This window comes from Bradyrhizobium sp. MOS003 (assembly GCF_003020125.1).
GTDB lineage: Bacteria > Pseudomonadota > Alphaproteobacteria > Rhizobiales > Xanthobacteraceae > Bradyrhizobium.
Map to the genome: position 1 here is coordinate 562,552 of NZ_PYFW01000004.1, position 16,313 is coordinate 578,864.

General features: G+C 65.0%; 20 protein-coding genes. 12 read left to right on the forward strand and 8 right to left on the reverse strand.

Annotated features, from left to right (window positions below; all coding sequences use genetic code 11):
• Nucleotides 1–142 precede the first annotated feature (142 nt).
• Complete coding sequence (locus C7G42_RS21490) at nt 143–2,065, reverse strand: FAD-binding monooxygenase (protein ID WP_106950936.1); 1,923 nt, start codon at nt 2,063–2,065, stop codon at nt 143–145.
• A gap of 101 nt (nt 2,066–2,166) precedes the next feature.
• On the opposite strand from C7G42_RS21490, the gene C7G42_RS21495 reads away from it, so the two are divergent.
• Both C7G42_RS21495 and C7G42_RS21500 read left to right on the forward strand, forming a co-directional pair.
• The gene (locus C7G42_RS21495) at nt 2,167–2,631 is read left to right on the forward strand and encodes a MarR family winged helix-turn-helix transcriptional regulator (protein WP_106950937.1); all 465 of its coding nucleotides are present in this window, start codon (nt 2,167–2,169) and stop codon (nt 2,629–2,631) included.
• Nucleotides 2,632–2,752: 121 nt separating this feature from the next.
• Entirely contained in the window at nt 2,753–3,187 is a 435-nt protein-coding gene (locus tag C7G42_RS21500; RefSeq protein WP_106950938.1) for a COG4315 family predicted lipoprotein, read from the forward strand.
• A 41-nt stretch (nt 3,188–3,228) separates the two neighbouring features.
• On the opposite strand, the gene C7G42_RS21505 is transcribed toward C7G42_RS21500, so the two are convergent.
• Nucleotides 3,229–3,825 (reverse strand): L,D-transpeptidase, encoded by a 597-nt coding sequence (locus C7G42_RS21505; protein WP_199581048.1) that lies wholly within the window; start codon nt 3,823–3,825, stop codon nt 3,229–3,231.
• Between the two features lie 371 nt (nt 3,826–4,196).
• Between C7G42_RS21505 and C7G42_RS21510 the strand changes: the two genes are divergently transcribed.
• Nucleotides 4,197–5,216, forward strand: a complete 1,020-nt coding sequence (locus C7G42_RS21510) for a hypothetical protein (protein ID WP_106950940.1) — start codon at nt 4,197–4,199, stop codon at nt 5,214–5,216.
• Nucleotides 5,217–5,587: 371 nt separating this feature from the next.
• Nucleotides 5,588–5,818: a DUF6894 family protein gene (locus C7G42_RS21515; protein ID WP_106950941.1), complete on the forward strand. Its 231-nt coding sequence runs from the start codon at nt 5,588–5,590 to the stop codon at nt 5,816–5,818.
• Here C7G42_RS21515 and C7G42_RS21520 read toward each other — a convergent pair whose 3' ends face one another.
• Nucleotides 5,819–6,604 carry an SDR family NAD(P)-dependent oxidoreductase gene (locus tag C7G42_RS21520; protein WP_106951081.1) on the reverse strand — a complete coding sequence of 262 codons (786 nt, stop codon included), beginning with the start codon at nt 6,602–6,604 and terminating at the stop codon, nt 5,819–5,821.
• Nucleotides 6,605–6,734: 130 nt separating this feature from the next.
• On the opposite strand from C7G42_RS21520, the gene C7G42_RS21525 reads away from it, so the two are divergent.
• Entirely contained in the window at nt 6,735–7,124 is a 390-nt protein-coding gene (locus tag C7G42_RS21525; RefSeq protein WP_106950942.1) for a hypothetical protein, read from the forward strand.
• A gap of 108 nt (nt 7,125–7,232) precedes the next feature.
• The gene (locus tag C7G42_RS21530) at nt 7,233–7,484 is read left to right on the forward strand and encodes a hypothetical protein (RefSeq protein ID WP_106950943.1); all 252 of its coding nucleotides are present in this window, start codon (nt 7,233–7,235) and stop codon (nt 7,482–7,484) included.
• 19 nt (nt 7,485–7,503) lie between these two features.
• Here the strand turns inward: C7G42_RS21530 and C7G42_RS21535 are convergent, their stop codons facing one another.
• The 5 genes from C7G42_RS21535 to C7G42_RS21555 form a co-directional block, all read right to left on the reverse strand.
• Entirely contained in the window at nt 7,504–7,689 is a 186-nt protein-coding gene (locus C7G42_RS21535) for a hypothetical protein (RefSeq protein ID WP_106950944.1), read from the reverse strand.
• Nucleotides 7,690–7,899: 210 nt separating this feature from the next.
• Nucleotides 7,900–8,181 carry a cell division topological specificity factor MinE gene (gene minE, locus C7G42_RS21540; RefSeq protein ID WP_008144923.1) on the reverse strand — a complete coding sequence of 94 codons (282 nt, stop codon included), beginning with the start codon at nt 8,179–8,181 and terminating at the stop codon, nt 7,900–7,902.
• Nucleotides 8,178–8,993, reverse strand: a complete 816-nt coding sequence (minD, locus tag C7G42_RS21545) for a septum site-determining protein MinD (RefSeq protein ID WP_106950945.1) — start codon at nt 8,991–8,993, stop codon at nt 8,178–8,180. Before minD ends, minE begins: the two co-directional genes overlap by 4 nt.
• A gap of 19 nt (nt 8,994–9,012) precedes the next feature.
• Nucleotides 9,013–9,711, reverse strand: coding sequence for a septum site-determining protein MinC (minC, locus tag C7G42_RS21550; RefSeq protein ID WP_106950946.1), 699 nt, complete (start codon nt 9,709–9,711; stop codon nt 9,013–9,015).
• 264 nt (nt 9,712–9,975) lie between these two features.
• A complete protein-coding gene (locus C7G42_RS21555) occupies nt 9,976–10,980 on the reverse strand; it encodes an ABC transporter substrate-binding protein (RefSeq protein WP_106950947.1) in 1,005 nt (334 codons plus the stop codon).
• Between the two features lie 100 nt (nt 10,981–11,080).
• Between C7G42_RS21555 and C7G42_RS21560 the strand changes: the two genes are divergently transcribed.
• The 6 genes from C7G42_RS21560 to C7G42_RS21585 all read left to right on the forward strand — a co-directional run bounded on the left by C7G42_RS21560 (nt 11,081) and on the right by C7G42_RS21585 (nt 16,270).
• Nucleotides 11,081–11,728 carry a TetR/AcrR family transcriptional regulator gene (locus C7G42_RS21560; RefSeq protein ID WP_106950948.1) on the forward strand — a complete coding sequence of 216 codons (648 nt, stop codon included), beginning with the start codon at nt 11,081–11,083 and terminating at the stop codon, nt 11,726–11,728.
• An 83-nt stretch (nt 11,729–11,811) separates the two neighbouring features.
• Nucleotides 11,812–12,582 carry an ABC transporter permease gene (locus C7G42_RS21565; RefSeq protein ID WP_106950949.1) on the forward strand — a complete coding sequence of 257 codons (771 nt, stop codon included), beginning with the start codon at nt 11,812–11,814 and terminating at the stop codon, nt 12,580–12,582.
• Nucleotides 12,583–12,595: 13 nt separating this feature from the next.
• On the forward strand, nt 12,596–13,633 hold the full coding sequence (locus tag C7G42_RS21570; protein WP_106950950.1) for an NAD-dependent epimerase/dehydratase family protein: 1,038 nt from the start codon (nt 12,596–12,598) through the stop codon (nt 13,631–13,633).
• Complete coding sequence (locus tag C7G42_RS21575) at nt 13,620–14,441, forward strand: GNAT family N-acetyltransferase (protein WP_106950951.1); 822 nt, start codon at nt 13,620–13,622, stop codon at nt 14,439–14,441. The genes C7G42_RS21570 and C7G42_RS21575 overlap by 14 nt, the downstream gene beginning before the upstream one ends.
• 6 nt (nt 14,442–14,447) lie before the next feature.
• Nucleotides 14,448–15,503, forward strand: a complete 1,056-nt coding sequence (locus C7G42_RS21580) for a dihydrodipicolinate synthase family protein (RefSeq protein WP_106950952.1) — start codon at nt 14,448–14,450, stop codon at nt 15,501–15,503.
• The gene (locus C7G42_RS21585) at nt 15,491–16,270 is read left to right on the forward strand and encodes an ABC transporter ATP-binding protein (protein ID WP_106950953.1); all 780 of its coding nucleotides are present in this window, start codon (nt 15,491–15,493) and stop codon (nt 16,268–16,270) included. Before C7G42_RS21580 ends, C7G42_RS21585 begins: the two co-directional genes overlap by 13 nt.
• Nucleotides 16,271–16,313 lie beyond the last annotated feature (43 nt).

Below are 16,313 nucleotides of genomic sequence, written 5' to 3' on the forward strand. Positions count from 1 at the left end.
CTTTGAGAGGCGGAACGCGCCAGCAGAACAGGCGTTCCGCGTACGGCGCGCCAACCATCGAAAGATTGAGATGCGCGCCGCTGCGCGGTTCAATATTCATCCGCCGTTCATCGGCGCACCGCGTATGGCGCGCCCAGGAGCGTCAATTGACCTGCAACATGAACGCGTCGAAGTACGACGCAAGCCCGGCAAAGTCGGAGAGCGGCAGCACGTTCGCAACATACTGGTCCGGCCGCACCACAACCACGCAGCCGGCTTTCCGATCGATGCCGCGCATCGTGAAAATGTCCTGGCCGCTCTTGAGGTCCGGACAGAACATCTTTTCGTAGTCGCGCAAACCATACCGCCCCTTGCGCGGGAGCAGCAGCGACGGCATCGACGCCACGTCGAGCTCGCGATGATTTTGCTGAAAGACCGCCCGAAAATCGATCACGCTGTCGATGTCGGCGCCAACGGGGGTGAATCGTTTCAGCGGAGATTCCCGGGCGTCCGTGAGGAAGTTGCACAGCGCGCGAATGGCGGAGCCTGCCGCCGCAGGATCTTCGGCCGGCGAGAACGCGTAGATCCGGAAGCGGCCATCAGCCTGCGCAGCGTGGCCGAGATGAACCGGCTTGGCATCCGCCAGCCGAATCACAGGTGCGGAATGAAAGCGCTTGCCGATAACGAGGCCATGCGCGAGATGCTGATGCGAGGCTGCACCTGTGAGGATCGACGGCGTGTAATGCGTCGCCGTGCCCGCGGTGTAGCGGCCGTGCCTGACGAAATAATCCTGCGTCCTGTCGGCGTCGGCGCCACCCGCTTTTGCTGACGACGCCAAAATCCCCGCCCATTCGCGATCGAAATCGATCAACTCTTTCGCAACCGACTGGCGCTCCGCCGAATAGGAATGCAGCAGGTGTGGGGCGCACTGCTTCCGCAGGACGGCGGCAAGTTTCCAGCCAAGATTGAAGGCGTCCTGCATCGAGACGTTCATGCCCTGCCCGGCCTTGGGGCTGTGGGTATGGCAGGCATCGCCGGCGATGAAGATACGTGGCAGGCGCGATGCGATCTCGGCCTCCGGCACGTCGTCGAACTTGTCAGTGAGACGCTGGCCGATCTCGTAGACCGACCACCAGGCGATCTCCTTCACCTCCAGCGTATGCGGCTTCAGGATCCGCTGCGCCTTCGCAATCACGTCGTCGGCGGTGATGTTGCGGTTGGCGACGCGCTCGCCGACCTCGAGCTTGGCGAGTTCGACATAGATGCGGACCATGTAGCCGCCCTCACGCGGAATGATCAGCAGGCTGCCGTCCTTCGCCGACTGGATCAGGGACTTGAAGCGGATGTCCGGAAAATCGGTCACGGCCAGCACGTCCATCACGCCCCAGGCGTGGTTGGCGGAATCGCCGTGCAGCTCTCGCCCGATCGACTTGCGCACCATGCTGCGCGCACCGTCGCAGCCGACGACATAGCGCGCCTTGATCGTTTCGACGCTGCCCTCGTTCCCGGCATCGACGCGTTCGAGACGCACGGTTACGGCAGGACCGGCGGGACCTGCGGCCGGATCGACCTGGAGGTCGAGCAGGCGACGGCTGTAATGAGGTTCGAGCTTGGCCGGCGATTTGCGCATGACATCGAGAAAGCCGTCATGGATGCGCGCCTGGTTGAGAATGACGTGGGGGAATTCCGACAGCCCATCCTCGACGTCCTGCACCCTTCCGTTGCGAACGATGGTCTCGGGCAGCCGCTCGTCCGGCTTCCAGAACGTGGTCTCGTTGACCCAATAGGCCTCCTTCAGCACGCGCTCGCTGAAGCCGTAGGCATGGAACATTTCCATGGTGCGGCAGGCGACGCCGTCGGCCTGCCCGACCAGCAGGCGATCCGGCTTCTGCTCGACGATGCAGGTCTTGATATCAGGGAATTGCGCAAGCTGGGCGGCGAGCGTGAGGCCCGCAGGGCCACAGCCCACGATAAGGACATCGACCTCATCAGGCACGGCCCCGGTGGCGCCCGACGCCTGAACGCGCTCGGCGGGGTCGGCGATCTCGGGGTCGCCCGGCTGAAATCCATTCAAATGGAATTGCATGCGCCTCTCCCCTCAACTCTCTGCTTTGATATTGCTCAGTATGCTGACTATCAGTATACTTGTCAACGACAGCGCGCCTCCCAGGCTCCCAGGAGAATTCGGTGAAAGACAACAACGACATGCCCGGGCATCTCGCGCGCCGGTTTCAGCAGATCGCCGTTGCGGTGTTCCTGGCCGAGGTCGCGGATGCCGGGTTCGACCTCACGCCAGTGCAATATGCCGCGCTCGCGACCATCAAGGCCAATCCGGGGCTCGACCAGGTCACGCTCGCAGGCTTGATCGCCTATGACCGCACCACCATCACCGGCGTGATCGATCGCCTCGTGCAGAAGGGACTGGCCGAGCGCCGCGCTTCCAGCCGCGATCGCCGCGCCCGCGAGCTCGAGATCACCGACGAGGGCCGGCGCACGCTGCGCAAGATCACCCCGGCCGTGGAATCGGCCCAGCGCATCCTGCTGCGCGGTCTCAGCACGAGAGAGGGCGAGGAATTGATGCGGCTGCTGCGCAAGGCGATTGCCGCCGGCAACGATCTGAGCCGCGCGCCGCTGCGCCACGTGCAGGCATGATCCCGTATCCTTGCGGGCGATTGTCGCAGCATCGCGAAACCAGGAACTAACCTTCGGCTGCTACGCTCGGCAACATTCTGCATTTAACGCGCGATTAACTTTGCCGGTTCGGGAGATCAGGATGTTCAGGTTCGTCATTGCGGCAGCGGCCATCGTGCTCTCGACTGGCTTTGCGCTCGCAAACGGCCATGGCGGCGGCGATGCCGCGCCTGCGCCCAAGCCCGAGGCTGCGACCGCGCCGGCGAAGGTGATCATCACCAAGCAGGGTCCCAAGCTCGTCGATCTCAAGGGCATGACGCTCTACACTTACGAGCGCGACACCACGGGAAAGACGTCGAACTGCAACGGCAAATGTACCGAGAGCTGGGTACCGCTCGCCGCGACGGCCGACGCCAAGGCGGTCGGCGACTTCACCGTGATCAGCCGCAACGACGGCAGCAAGATGTGGGCGTACCGCTATCGCCCGCTCTACACCTCCCCCGCCGACAAGACGCCAGGTGAAGCCAACGGCACCGCAACCACGCTGCAATGGCGCATTGCCCGGCCTGAGGACTAGAGCGAGATCAGACCGCGCGTCCACACCGGAGCGCGCCTTCTTCACCCGCGCCAGCTTCCGCGCGCCTCGGCCTGCGCACTCTGTCCCGGCGGCAGAACCACGACCGTCGAATTGAGCTTCACCCGGTCGTAGAGATCGATCACGTCCTCGTTGCGCATCCGGATGCAGCCGGACGAGATCGCCTGCCCGATATATTCCGGCTGATTGGTGCCGTGGATGCGGTAGAGCGTGTCCTTGTTACCGGAATAGAGATAGATACCCCGCGCGCCCAAGGGATTGGCGGGACCGCCGGGAACGCGTGCCGGATATGGTCCGAGCCGCGCCTGGATATCTGCCGTCGGAACCCAGTCCGGCCATTCCGCCAGACGGCCGACCCGCGCGACGCCGGAGAATGCCATGGCTTCCTCGCCGACCGCAACGCCGTAGCGGATCGCCTTGCCCTCGGGCAGCACGAAATAGAGGTAGCGCGCATCGGTATCGACCAGGATGGTGCCCGGCTGCTCCTTGCGCTGGTAGTCGACGACGTGACGGAGAAATTGCTCGGGCACGTTGGCTTGCGCGTAAGGCGTGTGCGAGAGCAACTGCCGGTCGCGCGGCGTCATGCTCGCGTCGGTCGACGGCGAGAGCGTGGTTTGCATGCAGCCGCCCAGCGGCAGCAAGGCAATAGCGAATAGAGCGATTAGTAATCTTGGCACCGCGCCGGCCCCCGATAGCCTGTAGCAGCGCCCCCAGCGTTTCCAGATACCGCCAAAATCGTGCTGAAAACAAGGCCCTGCGGAACAATTGCGCGTGTTCGACGAGGCGGGTTCCATCACCACAAACGGCGGAAGAGCGTCGCAGCATCTCCACCCCCTCGCCTTGCTTTGGTCAAACCCGGCTGGACTCGTGCGTCTCGTGCGAGGCTCGTCCGATCGGGATGGGCTCACCTCAACAGATCGGCTCGCGCCAATGCGGACGACCAGTATTTCAAGCGCCTGGGCTTCAAACACCCGGCTTCAAAGGAGCTGCGATGCTCGCGACGCTGAACCCCAAGCAAATCGTCGATGAGATCGTGAAGGACACGGTCAAGGACAACGATCCGCACGACACGATTCAGATTTCGCCCGAGATTGTCCTGGCTTCGCGCCCCATCAGCGTTGCGCCCGCGCTGGCACCTGACATCGCGACCCGTCCGGAGCCGAAATTCGTGCCGGAGCCCAAGGCCTCGTTCGAGCGCAAAATCTCTTTGGAGCCCAAGTTCAGTCCAGTCTCGGAATCGCTGGCGGCACCCCCGCCCTCCGTCGACACGGCCGTCCGCGTGGCCGCGAGCGATGGTGCCGGTCCGCGGAAGCGATCCGCCGCCGGCAAGTGGCTGCGTGGCGCTTTCGTCACGTTTCTGTTTGCGGGCGCCAGTGCGGCCGCCACCATCGTCTGGGCGCAACACGGCGACACCGCCAAGCAGATGCTCGCCGAATGGACACCGGCACTGGCGTCGCTGCTGCCGTCGACATCGCAGACCGCGCCGGTCGCTGCCGCGCAAGCCGCGCCGCCCACGGAGCAAGCGGCAACCGACCAAACCGCCGATCAATCTGTGACGCCGCCCGCAGCCCAGGTCGCCGCAGTTGCGCCTGCAACGACGCAGCCCGGTGCAGCGCAGTCGGTGCAATCGATGACGCGCGATCTCGCCGCGATGGCGCAGCAGATCGAAGCGCTCAAGGCTGACATCGCCGAGTTGAAGTCTGGACAGGAGCAGATGGCGCGCGAGATGGCAAAACCGCCCGCGCCGAAGCCGACAGCTGAGGTCAAGCCGGTCGATCCGCGCGCACGCGCCGCTGCGCTCCCACCGCGGGCTCCGTCACCACCGCCGGTTCGCAAACCGAAACCGGTGGTGTCGCATACCTACATGCCGGCCTCTGCGCCCGCGCCGCTCGCGCCACCGCCGTCGCAGGCAGCCGCAGTGCCGCCGCCGCCCGTCGCACCTGTCACCACGACTCAAGCCGTCGCCGATGACGACGGACCAATCGTGCGTCCGCCGATGCCGTTGCGCTAGACTGGGTCCACGTAACAGCACGGCTGCGACAACGTCGCATAGGCTTTCCTGGTCGATCTGATGCGTTGAGCCCGGGCAATTACGGAGAGTGACTTTTCTCGCTCAAGAGAAAAGGCCGTCGGGATCTATGCCGGCGGCCTTCTCTTGCAGCTCCCGGTTCCCGGAGCCCGGTTCTGCTGCAATTCCATGCCTCATGATCGCGTCGACATGTTTAATAAAATGTTAATGAGCTCACACACTGCACATCATTTCTGCGCCATAAGCACAGAGATTGCTCGCTCTGTTCACCCGGTAGATATCGACTCAGTGGTACCATCCGACATGTGTTGAGACTTCCACTGAAGCTCATCTCGTCACACCGGGGAATTCCGATGCCGTACTACTCTTTCGATCTTGTGGTTGGTGGAGAGTTCAGGAACCAGGGGGGAATCATCCTCGAAGACATCGAGGTTGCCTCCGATCGGGCCGACCAGCTCGCCACCGAGCTGTCGCAGGTAAAACCGGAGCTGCAGCAGAGGGGTTGCGCGGTGCGCGTCACCGATCGCGACGACAACGAGCTTTACCGCACGCCGCTCGATCCCATGCCGGCCTGGCAACGCTGACTACTCTTCCAGCACCGGCGGCTCGAACCAGTTCGTCAGCGACAATCCACCGTCGACGACGAAGGCCGCGCCGGTGACGTAAGCGGAGAGCTTGTTCGACAATACGGTGAGCGCCATCGGCGCAAGGTCATTGGCCTCGCCGAGGCGCCCGAGCGGTATGTGCCGCGCCAGCGCCGGATCCGCGACGAACCCGCCGGCCGCGATCGCGCCGGGCACCAACGCATTGACGCGGATGCCGTGGCGGCCGAACGACTTCGCCAGTTCCTTCACCAGCATCGCCATCCCCGCCTTTGCCGTCGAATAATGCGGCAGGTTGCGCGGCGTGCCCGCATGCAGCGAAGTGAGAAACAGGAACGAACCCGGCCGCTTCGCCGCGATCAGCCGCTTTGCGAGTTCGCGCGCCAGGTGAAAGCCGGCATCGAGATTGACGGCATGCATCTGCTGCCAGGTCCTGCGATCGACCGCGAGCGCGTGATCGGCCTCCCGCCGCGGCGGCGAGGCGCTGTGGACGAAATGCGTGGTCCCGCCCAACGCTGCGTCCGCCGCAGCAAGCAGTGCGTCGCACGCATCGGGCTCGGCGAGATCGCCGATCCAGGGCACCGCCAGATCAGGCTTCTTGCACGCGCTGATCGCCGCGCTTACACGTTCCGCGCTGATGTCGGCGAACACGGTCCGGACGCCCTCGCCGACCAGGGCCTGCGCGATGGCGCGGCCGATGCCGTTGCCTGCGCCGGTGACGAGCGCCGTGTCGCGGGTGGGATCGAACGGCGTGCTGAAAAGGCTCATGTCGCTCTCCAAGGCGGGATGCCGGCCACGATAGCGCACCGCAGCGGGGCGCTACAAATCTGCCCTTCGCGCCATTGCGGAGCAGCCCGCCGGACGCTAGCCTCCCAAAAAAACGGAGGAGATACCTGGGATGCGCTACGGTTTCCTGATGGCTGGCCTGTTGCTGATCGCCGCTCCGGTGCGGGCCGAGGACCATCCACGCTCGACCTATGTGACCCTGGTCCTGCAGGCTTTCGCCGCCAAGGTCGAATGTCCGGGCACGGATGTCGTCTACCAGGATCTCGTGCAGAAGGCGGAGCAGATGAAGCTGCCCGAGGGCACGACGGAGAAGGTGCGCAAAGCGATTGCCTGGATGCACACCGGCGGCAAGATGGGCGAGAAGCAGGACGACGATTTGATGGCCGAGGTTGCAGTGGCGACCCAGGCGACCGATCTCAACCAGCGCCGCCTCGGCATGCCCAACTGGTGCGAGGCCCAGAAGACCAACCTCGCCGGCCTGATCCGCGCCAAGGGCGGCTAGCCAGCCGCTGTCGCGGCGTTAACGACACCGCGACAGACCCCGTGTTTCGGCCAATAATTGTCACATTCCTCGCCAGCATGCGGGCTCCTTTCGTAGAGGAGAAGCCCAATGCGGATGACGCATCTCGTTGTCGCCGGCCTGCTCGTGGTGAGCGCAGCGCTGGCCGCCCCGGCACAGGCAAAGAATTCCGACGCCCAAAAGGGCGACGACAAATCGACTACCTCGGCGTCCTCATGCAGCGCCTATCAACAGGCGCCAGACGGATCGTGGGAACCGCTTCCCTGCAAGGAGGCGGGCGAGCGCGACCAGCCGCAGACGCAGCGATCCCCGGCACGGGGGCCGAATCGCGAGGAGCGCTGAAGCCTTTCCAGTCCAGCGGTCAGCTGTGGGCGGGCCCGCGCATGATCTTCATGGCATCGGCGATGTGACGCCACTCCTGGGCCTCATCGGCTTCGCCGCGGCCCTCGCAAGCCTGGGCCTGCTCTGCGGCCTTCGCGATCGCAGCAAAACCGTGCTGCTCGAGCATCTGCCGCGCAACGTTGTGGACCTGGACCTCCGACATCATGCGCTTTTCTCCCGTTGTGAGGAAACCGCGGCGCCCGGCTCGGCGCGCCGCGTCCCAAACAACGATCTCGCCATGATCACCGTTCCGGCCGAGCCGATCACATCGACACTCGCCGGAACTCGATCCCCCCGGAACGACGAAAGCGGCCCGCCATGCCCGGCGGACCGCCTTCTCACCCACCCCAAAGCTGGGAGTCGCCGGCCGCGTCCCCTACGCGACCGCCGCTTTCTTGCGTTCGAAATCGTTGGGCACCTCGATATCGACCTCCAGGGTCGAAACCTCGTCGCCGCGCTCGAGCCGGACGATGACCTTGGTCGGATCCAGCGTGACGTGCCTGGAGACGACCGCGAGAATTTCCTCACGCAGCACGCCGAGCAGATCGGGCTGGCCGCGCATTCCGCGTTCATGGGCAAGCAGGATCTGCAGCCGTTCGCGAGCGACGGGTGCAGAGGCCTTGTTGCCGCGGAGAAGCCGAAGCAAACCCATGCTCATGCAGCCCTCCGTCGCAGCAGACGATCCATGAATCCCTTGCGCTCGGTCGGCACCTGCATGGCGACGGTCTCGCCGCACAGACGGCGCGCCGCATCGATATAGGCACGCGCCGGTGCGCCGTCCGCATTCGACAGCGTGACAGGCGTGCCGACATTGGAGGCGCGCAGCACGTCCTGGCTCTCGGGAATGATCCCGAGCAAGGGTGTTGCGAGGATCTCGAGGATGTCCTCGATGGTCAGCATCTCGCCGCGCGCGGCGCGTGAGGGATCGTAGCGTGTGATGAGAATGTGCTTCTCGACGCGCTCGCCCTTCTCGGCCCGCACGGTCTTGGAATCGAGCATGCCGATGATGCGGTCGGAATCGCGCACCGAGGAGACCTCCGGGTTGGTGACGATCACGGCCTCGTCGGCGAAGCGCATGGCCATGGAGGCGCCGCGCTCGATGCCGGCCGGGCTGTCGCAGATCACCCAGTCGAAGCGGGCGCGCAGCTCGTCGATGACCTTGCCGACGCCCTCTTCCGTCAACGCGTCCTTGTCGCGGGTCTGCGAGGCCGGCAGAAGCCAGAGGTTCTCCAGCCGCTTGTCCTTGATCAGCGCCTGCGGCAGTTTCGCAACGCCCTGCACCACGTTGATGAGGTCGAACACGACGCGGCGCTCGGCTCCCATCACGAGGTCGAGGTTGCGCAAACCGACGTCGAAATCGACGACGACGACCTTTTCGCCGCGTTGCGCCAGCGCAGCCCCCAGCGCGGCGGTCGTCGTGGTCTTGCCGACGCCCCCCTTGCCTGATGTGACGACCAGTACCTTGGCCATTTCTGAAATCTCCTTCTGGTCAGTTCAGCGCGGTAATTCGCATGGTGTTGCCCTGCAGCCAGGCCTGGGCCGGCCGGCCGCGAAGAGCGGGATCGATATCGTCGGCGGTCTGATAAAACCCATCGATTGCAAGCAGTTCGGCTTCGATCTTCTGGCAGTAGATGCGCGCGCTCGTGTGACCGTTCACGCCCGCCATGGCGCGGCCGCGGAGCGCGCCGTAGATATGGATGGAGCCCCCGGCAACGACTTCCGCGCCAGAGCCGACCGAGCCGAGGATAGTGACGTCGCCGTCGGGGAAGATCACGGTCTGGCCGGAACGCACGGGGCTCTCCAGCAGCAGCGAGGTCGGCTTGGCCTCGGCCTTCGTCTCGGGTTTCTTCGGCGCACTCGGCTCAACCACGCAGCTGCGCCCGCCCGAGAGCAGCGGCGGCATCATCGGGGTCAGCCGCGACTCATCCACGCCCTCGATGCCGAGCACGCGGATGTTACGGTCCTGAAGGCTGGTGAGCAGATGTCCGATGCCGGACTGGCTGAGATCGACCGAGGACAGGTCGATCACCACGGGCCGGCCGGCAAAGAAGCCCGGCGAGCGCGCAATGGTGGCGTCGATCTCGTGCAGCCAATCCTGCACCGGAACCGTCGGCGTGAACACGAAGGCCACATAGGAGCGCCCGCGCAGGCGCACCATTTGGCGTTGAGGTTTGACTGCAGCCTCCATCACGGCCGACTCGTTCCCTGTTATTGAATGGTTAACGATGCGGCGGATATGGTTAACGGCTGGTTAATGTCTCCGTGGGGTTACGTGGGAGAAGTTGGTGTCGCGCTCTCGTGTCCCGGACGCGCTGCAACGCGCAAGCGTTGCTGCGCGGAGCCGGGACCGTGCCACTTGGTTGGTCTCCGCGACATGGGCTCGGGCTCTGCAGCGCACCGTCAAAGGGACGCTGCGCTGCGTCCGGGGCACGAGAGAAGCGCGCGCAGCCCCCTACTTCTTCACCTTGCTCGCATCCATCTTGATGCCCGGATCCAGCATCTTGGTCGTGAACGCCGTCGTCACGTCGAACGGCTTCTCCATGCCGAGATAGGTCTGGACCAGTTCGTAATCCTTCTTCATCCGCTCGCCGTCGATCCACCCAAGCCCCTTGGTCGTCGTGAACTCGTCCGCCATCAGGAACTTGATGCGCTCCCACTGGCGCTCCTGGTTCGCCTGGTCGAGACCGGAGACCTGGTCGAGCAACGCCTTCAGACACGGGGCGACGTCGGCAACGCAGGCCGCAAAGGCCTTCTGCGTGACGCGCACGAAGTCCTCGACGACCTTCGGATTCTTTTGCAAATAGGCGCCGTTGACGATCAGCGAATTGCCGTAGGGATTGAGCCCGATGTCCTTCCAGTTGACGTAGCCGAGGTCCGGCCCGAACTCGATCACCTTGAGATCGTGCTCGTTGTAGAAGTCGCTGATGATGTCGACGGTGTGGCTTTTCAGTGCCGCGATCTTCGCGGTCGGTCCGACATTGACGAAGCCGACGGAATCCGGCGCGAGGCCGGCGGCCTTGGCGAAGGCCGGCCACATCACGCGCGAGGCGTCCCCGGGCGGATTGCCGATCTTGTGGCCGGCAAAATCCTTCACGCCGTTCACGCCATAACTCTTCAGCCAGTAGAACGTCTGCCCGGTGTTGGCATAGACGCTCATCACCGCGACGGTGTCGGCGCCCTTGCTCTTGGCCACCAGCATTGTGGCGAGATCGGCGACGCCGAACGGCGAGCCGCCGGAGCCGACCTTGGCGGCGGAGACGCCCGAGCCCTTGCCGGTCTCGATGGTGAGGTCGATGCCCGCCTTCTCGTACCAGCCTTGCGCCTTGGCGTAATAATACGGCGCGTGATCGGCCGTCGGCGTCCAATTGAGGATCAGGTTCACGGCCTCGCCCGCGCTCGCCGGCACCGCCGGCAAACTGAGCATCAGGGCCACAACGGCCGTCTGCAAACGCTTCATCGCATCTCTCCTCATGCCAGCGACCCGGCTTGTCGCTCTCCCCGTGTGAGGATACCAATGCAACAAGCCCGCCCTCCACTTGTCAACTGTTTGGTTGGAAATGCCCGCAAAACGATCTGGCGACACCGTGCCGCAGCGCCGCGACCCCGTCGCCACCCGCAAGAAACTGCTGACCGCGGCGCGGCTGGAATTTGCCCGGCACGGCTTCGCCGGCGCCCGCGTCGACGAGATCGCGATGCGCGCCGGCGTCAACAAGCAGCTGGTCTATCACTATTTCGGCGACAAGGACGCGCTCTACCTCGCCGTGCTCGAATGGGTCTATGAAGACATCCGCGAGCAGGAGCGCAAGCTCAATCTCGAGGGCCTGCCGCCGGAGAAGGCGATCCGCAAGCTGATCGAGGCTTCCTTCGACCACCTGGCCGCAAACCCTGATTTCATCGTGCTTTTGAACGACGAGAACCGCGGCGGCGCCCGCCACGTCCGCGGCTCGACACGGCTGGAAGCGATGCACTCCCCGCTGGTGAAGAGCGTCTCCCACATTCTCAACGAGGGGGTGCGCGCGGGCGTGTTCCGCAAGGGCATCGATCCCGTCCAGCTCTATATCTCCATTGCGGGCCTCAGCTATTTCTTCTTCTCCAACACGCCGACGCTTTCGGCGATCTTCGGCAAAGACCTGTCGAGCCGCGCCCAGCGCCGCGCCCGCCGCTGCCATGTCGCCGATCTGGTCCTGCAGTCGCTTCGGCCCTAATCAACCAACTGGTTGAAACTTTCGCAGAGGAGGGTTAGGCTTGCGACCAGCGGCCCCGCTGCCGCGCCAACAGGGAGCAATCGGTGGCAGGAGACAGCGCACGCGCCTCGCGCAGTTTTGCAATCATCCTGATCGTGCACCTTGCCGTGCTCGTGCTCTGGCAGGTCGCGGTCGACGCCTTCCACGTGCCGAAATTCATTCTGCCCTCCCCGCTCGCGACGATCCAGACGCTGGGAACCGCGAACTACGCCTGGGGCGCCAACACGCTGGTGACGGAGATCGAGATCCTCGGCGGCTTCGCGCTCGGCGCCTTCGTCGGTGTCGCGCTCGCCGTGATCTTCAGCTGGGCCCCGCTGCTCAGCATGGCGCTGCTGCCGCTGTTCGTGACGCTGAACATGATCCCGAAGGTCGCGCTCGGCCCGCTCCTGATCGTCTGGTTTTCCTACGGCATCGTGCCGAACATCCTGATTGCCTTCAGCATCTGCTTCTTCCCGATCCTGCTCACCACCGCGCGCGGCTTGCGCGAGGTCGAGCCTGATCTGCTCGATCTCGTCAAGTCGCTGCGTGGCTCGCGCTGGACGCTGTTCCGCAAGATCCAGCTGCCGGGATCGCTGCCTTACGTGTTCTCCGGCATGAAGGTCGGCGCCATCCTGGCGGTCGCCGGCGCCATCGTCGGCGAGTTCATCGCCTCCGAGCGCGGACTCGGCTATCTCATGATCCAGGTGCAGTCCTCGCTCGACACGCCCGCGATGGTGATGGCCGTCGTGCTGCTGACCCTGCTCGGCGTCGCTCTCTACGGCCTGGTCCTCGTCCTCGAACGCATGTTCGTCGTCGGCGACGCCAGACAAAACTAACGAAGGACCGACCATGCTGCTCACCCGCGAGACCCTGCCGAAAACGATTCCCGATATCGCGGCGCTCGACGATCTCCTGTGCCGTCCGACGCAAGCGCTGATCGACGACCTTGCTAAGGTCGAGGGCGACATCATGATCCTCGGCGTCGGCGGCAAGATGGGCCCGACGCTGGCCGGGCTCGCCAAAGCCGCCGCGCCGGACCGCCGCGTCATCGGCGTCGCCCGCTTCAGCGAGGCCGGCGTGAAGGAATGGCTACACGCGCGCGGCGTCGAAACCATCAATTGCGACCTGATGGACGAAAAGGCGATCCAGTCGCTGCCGAAGGCGCCGAACATCGTCTTCATGGCCGGCCGAAAATTCGGCGCCGAGGGCGATCTGTCGCTGACCTGGGCGATGAACGCGCATGTGCCGGCGCTGGTGGCGCAGGCCTTTCCGTCGTCGCGGATCGTGACGTTCTCGACCGGCTGCATCTATCCATTCGTGCCCGTCGACGGCAAAGGCTCGACCGAGGAGATGGCGCCGAACCCGCCCGGCGAATACGCCCAGTCCTGCGTCGGCCGCGAGCGGATGTTCGAATATTTCTCGCGCAAATTTTCGACGCCCGGCCGGCTGTTCCGCCTCAACTACGCGATCGACATGCGCTATGGCGTACTGCACGACATCGCGACGAAAGTGCTGACGGGTGCGCCGATCGACGTCAGCCTGGGTCACGTCAACTTCATCTGGCAGGGCGACGCCTCCGCGCAGGCGCTGCGCTGCCTCGCCCATTGCACCGCGCCGACCTCGCCGATCAATGTCAGCGGCCACGAGATTTTGGCGGTGCGTGATCTCGCGGCAAAATTCGGCGCAAGGTTCGGCCGCGCGCCGGTGCTTGTCGGCGAGGAGCAGCCGACAGCATGGCTGACCGACACCTCGAAGGCTGTGGACCTGTTTGGCCTGCCGGTCGTCGACACCGAGCAGCTGATCGCCTGGACCGCCGATTGGGTCTCGCGCGCCATGCCGAGCCTCGGCAAGCCCACCAAGTACGAGGTCCGCGATGGCCGTTACTGACGCCCCGCACATCGTCCGGCTCGGCGTCGACGACGCGATCGCGGGGCTGGCGTTGTCGACGGAAGCGCATTGGAACCAGACCGAAGAGGATTGGCGCATCTTCCTGCGCGACGGAATCGTGTTCGGCATTCGCGACGGCATGCGGCTGGTCGCCACGGCCGCGCTGCTGCCCTATTCCGGCAACAACGCCTGGATCAGCATGGTCCTGGTCTCAGGCACGCATCGGCGGCGTGGGTTTGCCACGCACCTCGTCGATGCCTGCCTGGAGACGGCGCGTCAGAACGGTCTGACCAGCTGGCTCGACGCCACGCCCGACGGCGCCGCCGTCTACGGACCATTGGGGTTCACGCCGACGCTGCAATTGCGCCGCCTGAAGCTGGCGAAGCCTGCGCCGGCCAAAACGCCGCAATCGTCATTCGCGACCATCGAAGCGCTTCGTGCGCGGGACTTGCGAGCCACCGGTTTCGACCGGACCGCGCTGCTCGAAGCCTTCGCACAGCGTTCCGGCTCACGCATCGTTGGCGCGAACGGCGCCATCGCACTGGTGCGCGACGGCCGCACCGCCCGCCATGTCGGCCCGTTGTTGGCCGACGATGCGCCGGCAGCGCTGGGCTTGGTCGACGCAATCGTGCGCTCCGAGACAGGTCCGCTGCTGCTCGACGCCGTCGCCTCGCAAGCCGCGTTCCTGGAAGGCTTGACGGCATCTGGCTGGACCATCGAACGGCCATTCCAGCGCATGCGGTTCGGCCCCGCCACCACTGCCGGTGAAGAAATGCCATTCGCCGTTGCCGGCCCGGAATTCGGATAGGACATCATGCACCACAGCCAGATCAACGCCGACATCCGCAAGCTGATTGCCGAAGGCACCGTGATGCCGGCGCATCCCCTCGCGCTCACCTCCGATCGCCAGCTTGACAAGACGCATCAGCGCGCGCTGACGCGCTATTACATCGACGCCGGCTCCGGCGGCCTTGCGGTCGGCGTGCACACTACCCAGTTCGCCATCCGCGAGGTCGGGCTCTATCGGCCCGTGCTCGAGCTTGCCGCCGAGACCGCGGCCAACTGGACCAAGCGTCCGCTGGCGATGGTCGCAGGCCTCGCCGGACCGACCACGCAGGCCGTCACCGAGGCCCGCACCGCGCGCGACATCGGCTATCATGCGGGCCTGCTCAGTCTTGCCGCGATGAAGAGCGCCTCCGAGGACGAGATCATTGCCCATTGCACGGCTGTTGCCGCCGAGATTCCGCTGGTCGGCTTCTATCTCCAGCCCGCCGTCGGCGGCGTCATCCTGTCCGCCCGGTTCTGGCAGCGCTTCGCCTCGATCGACAACGTCATCGCGATCAAGATCGCCCCGTTCAACCGCTATCGCACCCTCGACGTCCTGCGCGGCGTCGCGGCCGCAGGCGCCCTCGACCGCGTCGCGCTCTACACCGGCAATGACGACCACATCCTGCTCGACCTGATGTTGCCGTTCGACCTCCGCGACAAAGGCGTGACGACGCGCACGTACTTCAAGGGCGGACTGCTCGGCCATTGGTCGGTGTGGACGGCGAGCGCGATCAAGCAGTTCGAACGCTGCAAGGCGGCGCGGCACAAGGACAGCGTTCCGGCAGACCTGCTGGCGCTCGATGCCCGCGTCACCGACTGCAACAGCGCCTTCTTCGACGTCGCCAACAACTTTCACGGCTGCATCGCAGGCTGCCACGAGGTGCTGCGGCGCCAGGGCCTGATGCGGGGCCTGTGGTGCCTCGATCCGAACGAGGGCCTCAGCCCCGGCCAGAAGGAGGAGATCGACCGCGTTTACCGCGAGCATGCCGACCTCAGCGACGATGCCTTCGTCGCCGCCCATTTGAGCAAATGGCTGGCATGAGTTCAGAACCGTTCATCAGCCTGCGAGGCGTCCGCAAGGTCTATCGCAGCGGCGGCGCCGAATTTCTGGCGGTCTCCGACGTCACCATGGACGTGCAGGAAGGTGAGCTGGTCTCGCTGGTCGGGCCATCCGGCTGCGGCAAGACCACGGTGATGAAGATCCTGGCCGGCCTGCACGGCGCCGACGGCGGCAGCGTGAAGATCGGCAATGCCGAGAGCCCTTTCGATCCGAGCCGTGACATCGGCATGGTGTTCCAGCAGGCGCTGCTCCTGAAATGGCGGACGATCCTGGACAACGTGCTGCTGCCGGCCGAGATCGTCGGCCTGCCGATGAAGGCCGCGCGCGAGCGGGCGCGCGACCTGCTCAACCTCGTCGGCCTCTCAGGCTTCGAACAGAAATATCCGCGCGAACTCTCCGGCGGCATGCAGCAGCGCACCGCCATCGCGCGCGCCTTCATTCACGATCCAAAGCTGATCCTGATGGACGAGCCGTTCGGCGCGCTGGACGCGCTGACGCGAGAGCAGATGAACCTGGAGATGCTGCGGATCTGGCGCGAAAGCGGCAAGACCATCATCTTCGTCACGCACTCGATCCAGGAAGCGGTGTTCCTGTCGTCACACTGCGCGGTGCTGACGGCGGGACCTGCGAAGATGGCCGACTACTTCCCGATCGACCTGCCCTTCCCGCGTGACCTTCCGCTCAAGACGACCGATGCGTTCGGTGTCTATGCGCGGCGGATCTATGCGAAACTGGGGCTCAGCCCGTAGCCCGGATGGAGCGCAGCGCAATCCGGGAGAGCTCGCCGTGACG

Coding starts and splice junctions, on each gene's coding strand:
- C7G42_RS21490 (WP_106950936.1), bottom strand. CDS start 2,065: ATGCAATTCCATTTGAATGGATTTCAGCCGGGCGACCCCGAGATCGCC.
- C7G42_RS21500 (WP_106950938.1), top strand. CDS start 2,753: ATGTTCAGGTTCGTCATTGCGGCAGCGGCCATCGTGCTCTCGACTGGC.
- C7G42_RS21505 (WP_199581048.1), bottom strand. CDS start 3,825: ATGCAAACCACGCTCTCGCCGTCGACCGACGCGAGCATGACGCCGCGC.
- C7G42_RS21510 (WP_106950940.1), top strand. CDS start 4,197: ATGCTCGCGACGCTGAACCCCAAGCAAATCGTCGATGAGATCGTGAAG.
- C7G42_RS21515 (WP_106950941.1), top strand. CDS start 5,588: ATGCCGTACTACTCTTTCGATCTTGTGGTTGGTGGAGAGTTCAGGAAC.
- C7G42_RS21520 (WP_106951081.1), bottom strand. CDS start 6,604: ATGAGCCTTTTCAGCACGCCGTTCGATCCCACCCGCGACACGGCGCTC.
- C7G42_RS21525 (WP_106950942.1), top strand. CDS start 6,735: ATGCGCTACGGTTTCCTGATGGCTGGCCTGTTGCTGATCGCCGCTCCG.
- C7G42_RS21530 (WP_106950943.1), top strand. CDS start 7,233: ATGCGGATGACGCATCTCGTTGTCGCCGGCCTGCTCGTGGTGAGCGCA.
- C7G42_RS21535 (WP_106950944.1), bottom strand. CDS start 7,689: ATGATGTCGGAGGTCCAGGTCCACAACGTTGCGCGGCAGATGCTCGAG.
- minE (WP_008144923.1), bottom strand. CDS start 8,181: ATGAGCATGGGTTTGCTTCGGCTTCTCCGCGGCAACAAGGCCTCTGCA.
- minD (WP_106950945.1), bottom strand. CDS start 8,993: ATGGCCAAGGTACTGGTCGTCACATCAGGCAAGGGGGGCGTCGGCAAG.
- minC (WP_106950946.1), bottom strand. CDS start 9,711: ATGGAGGCTGCAGTCAAACCTCAACGCCAAATGGTGCGCCTGCGCGGG.
- C7G42_RS21555 (WP_106950947.1), bottom strand. CDS start 10,980: ATGAAGCGTTTGCAGACGGCCGTTGTGGCCCTGATGCTCAGTTTGCCG.
- C7G42_RS21560 (WP_106950948.1), top strand. CDS start 11,081: ATGCCCGCAAAACGATCTGGCGACACCGTGCCGCAGCGCCGCGACCCC.
- C7G42_RS21570 (WP_106950950.1), top strand. CDS start 12,596: ATGCTGCTCACCCGCGAGACCCTGCCGAAAACGATTCCCGATATCGCG.
- C7G42_RS21575 (WP_106950951.1), top strand. CDS start 13,620: ATGGCCGTTACTGACGCCCCGCACATCGTCCGGCTCGGCGTCGACGAC.
- C7G42_RS21580 (WP_106950952.1), top strand. CDS start 14,448: ATGCACCACAGCCAGATCAACGCCGACATCCGCAAGCTGATTGCCGAA.
- C7G42_RS21585 (WP_106950953.1), top strand. CDS start 15,491: ATGGCTGGCATGAGTTCAGAACCGTTCATCAGCCTGCGAGGCGTCCGC.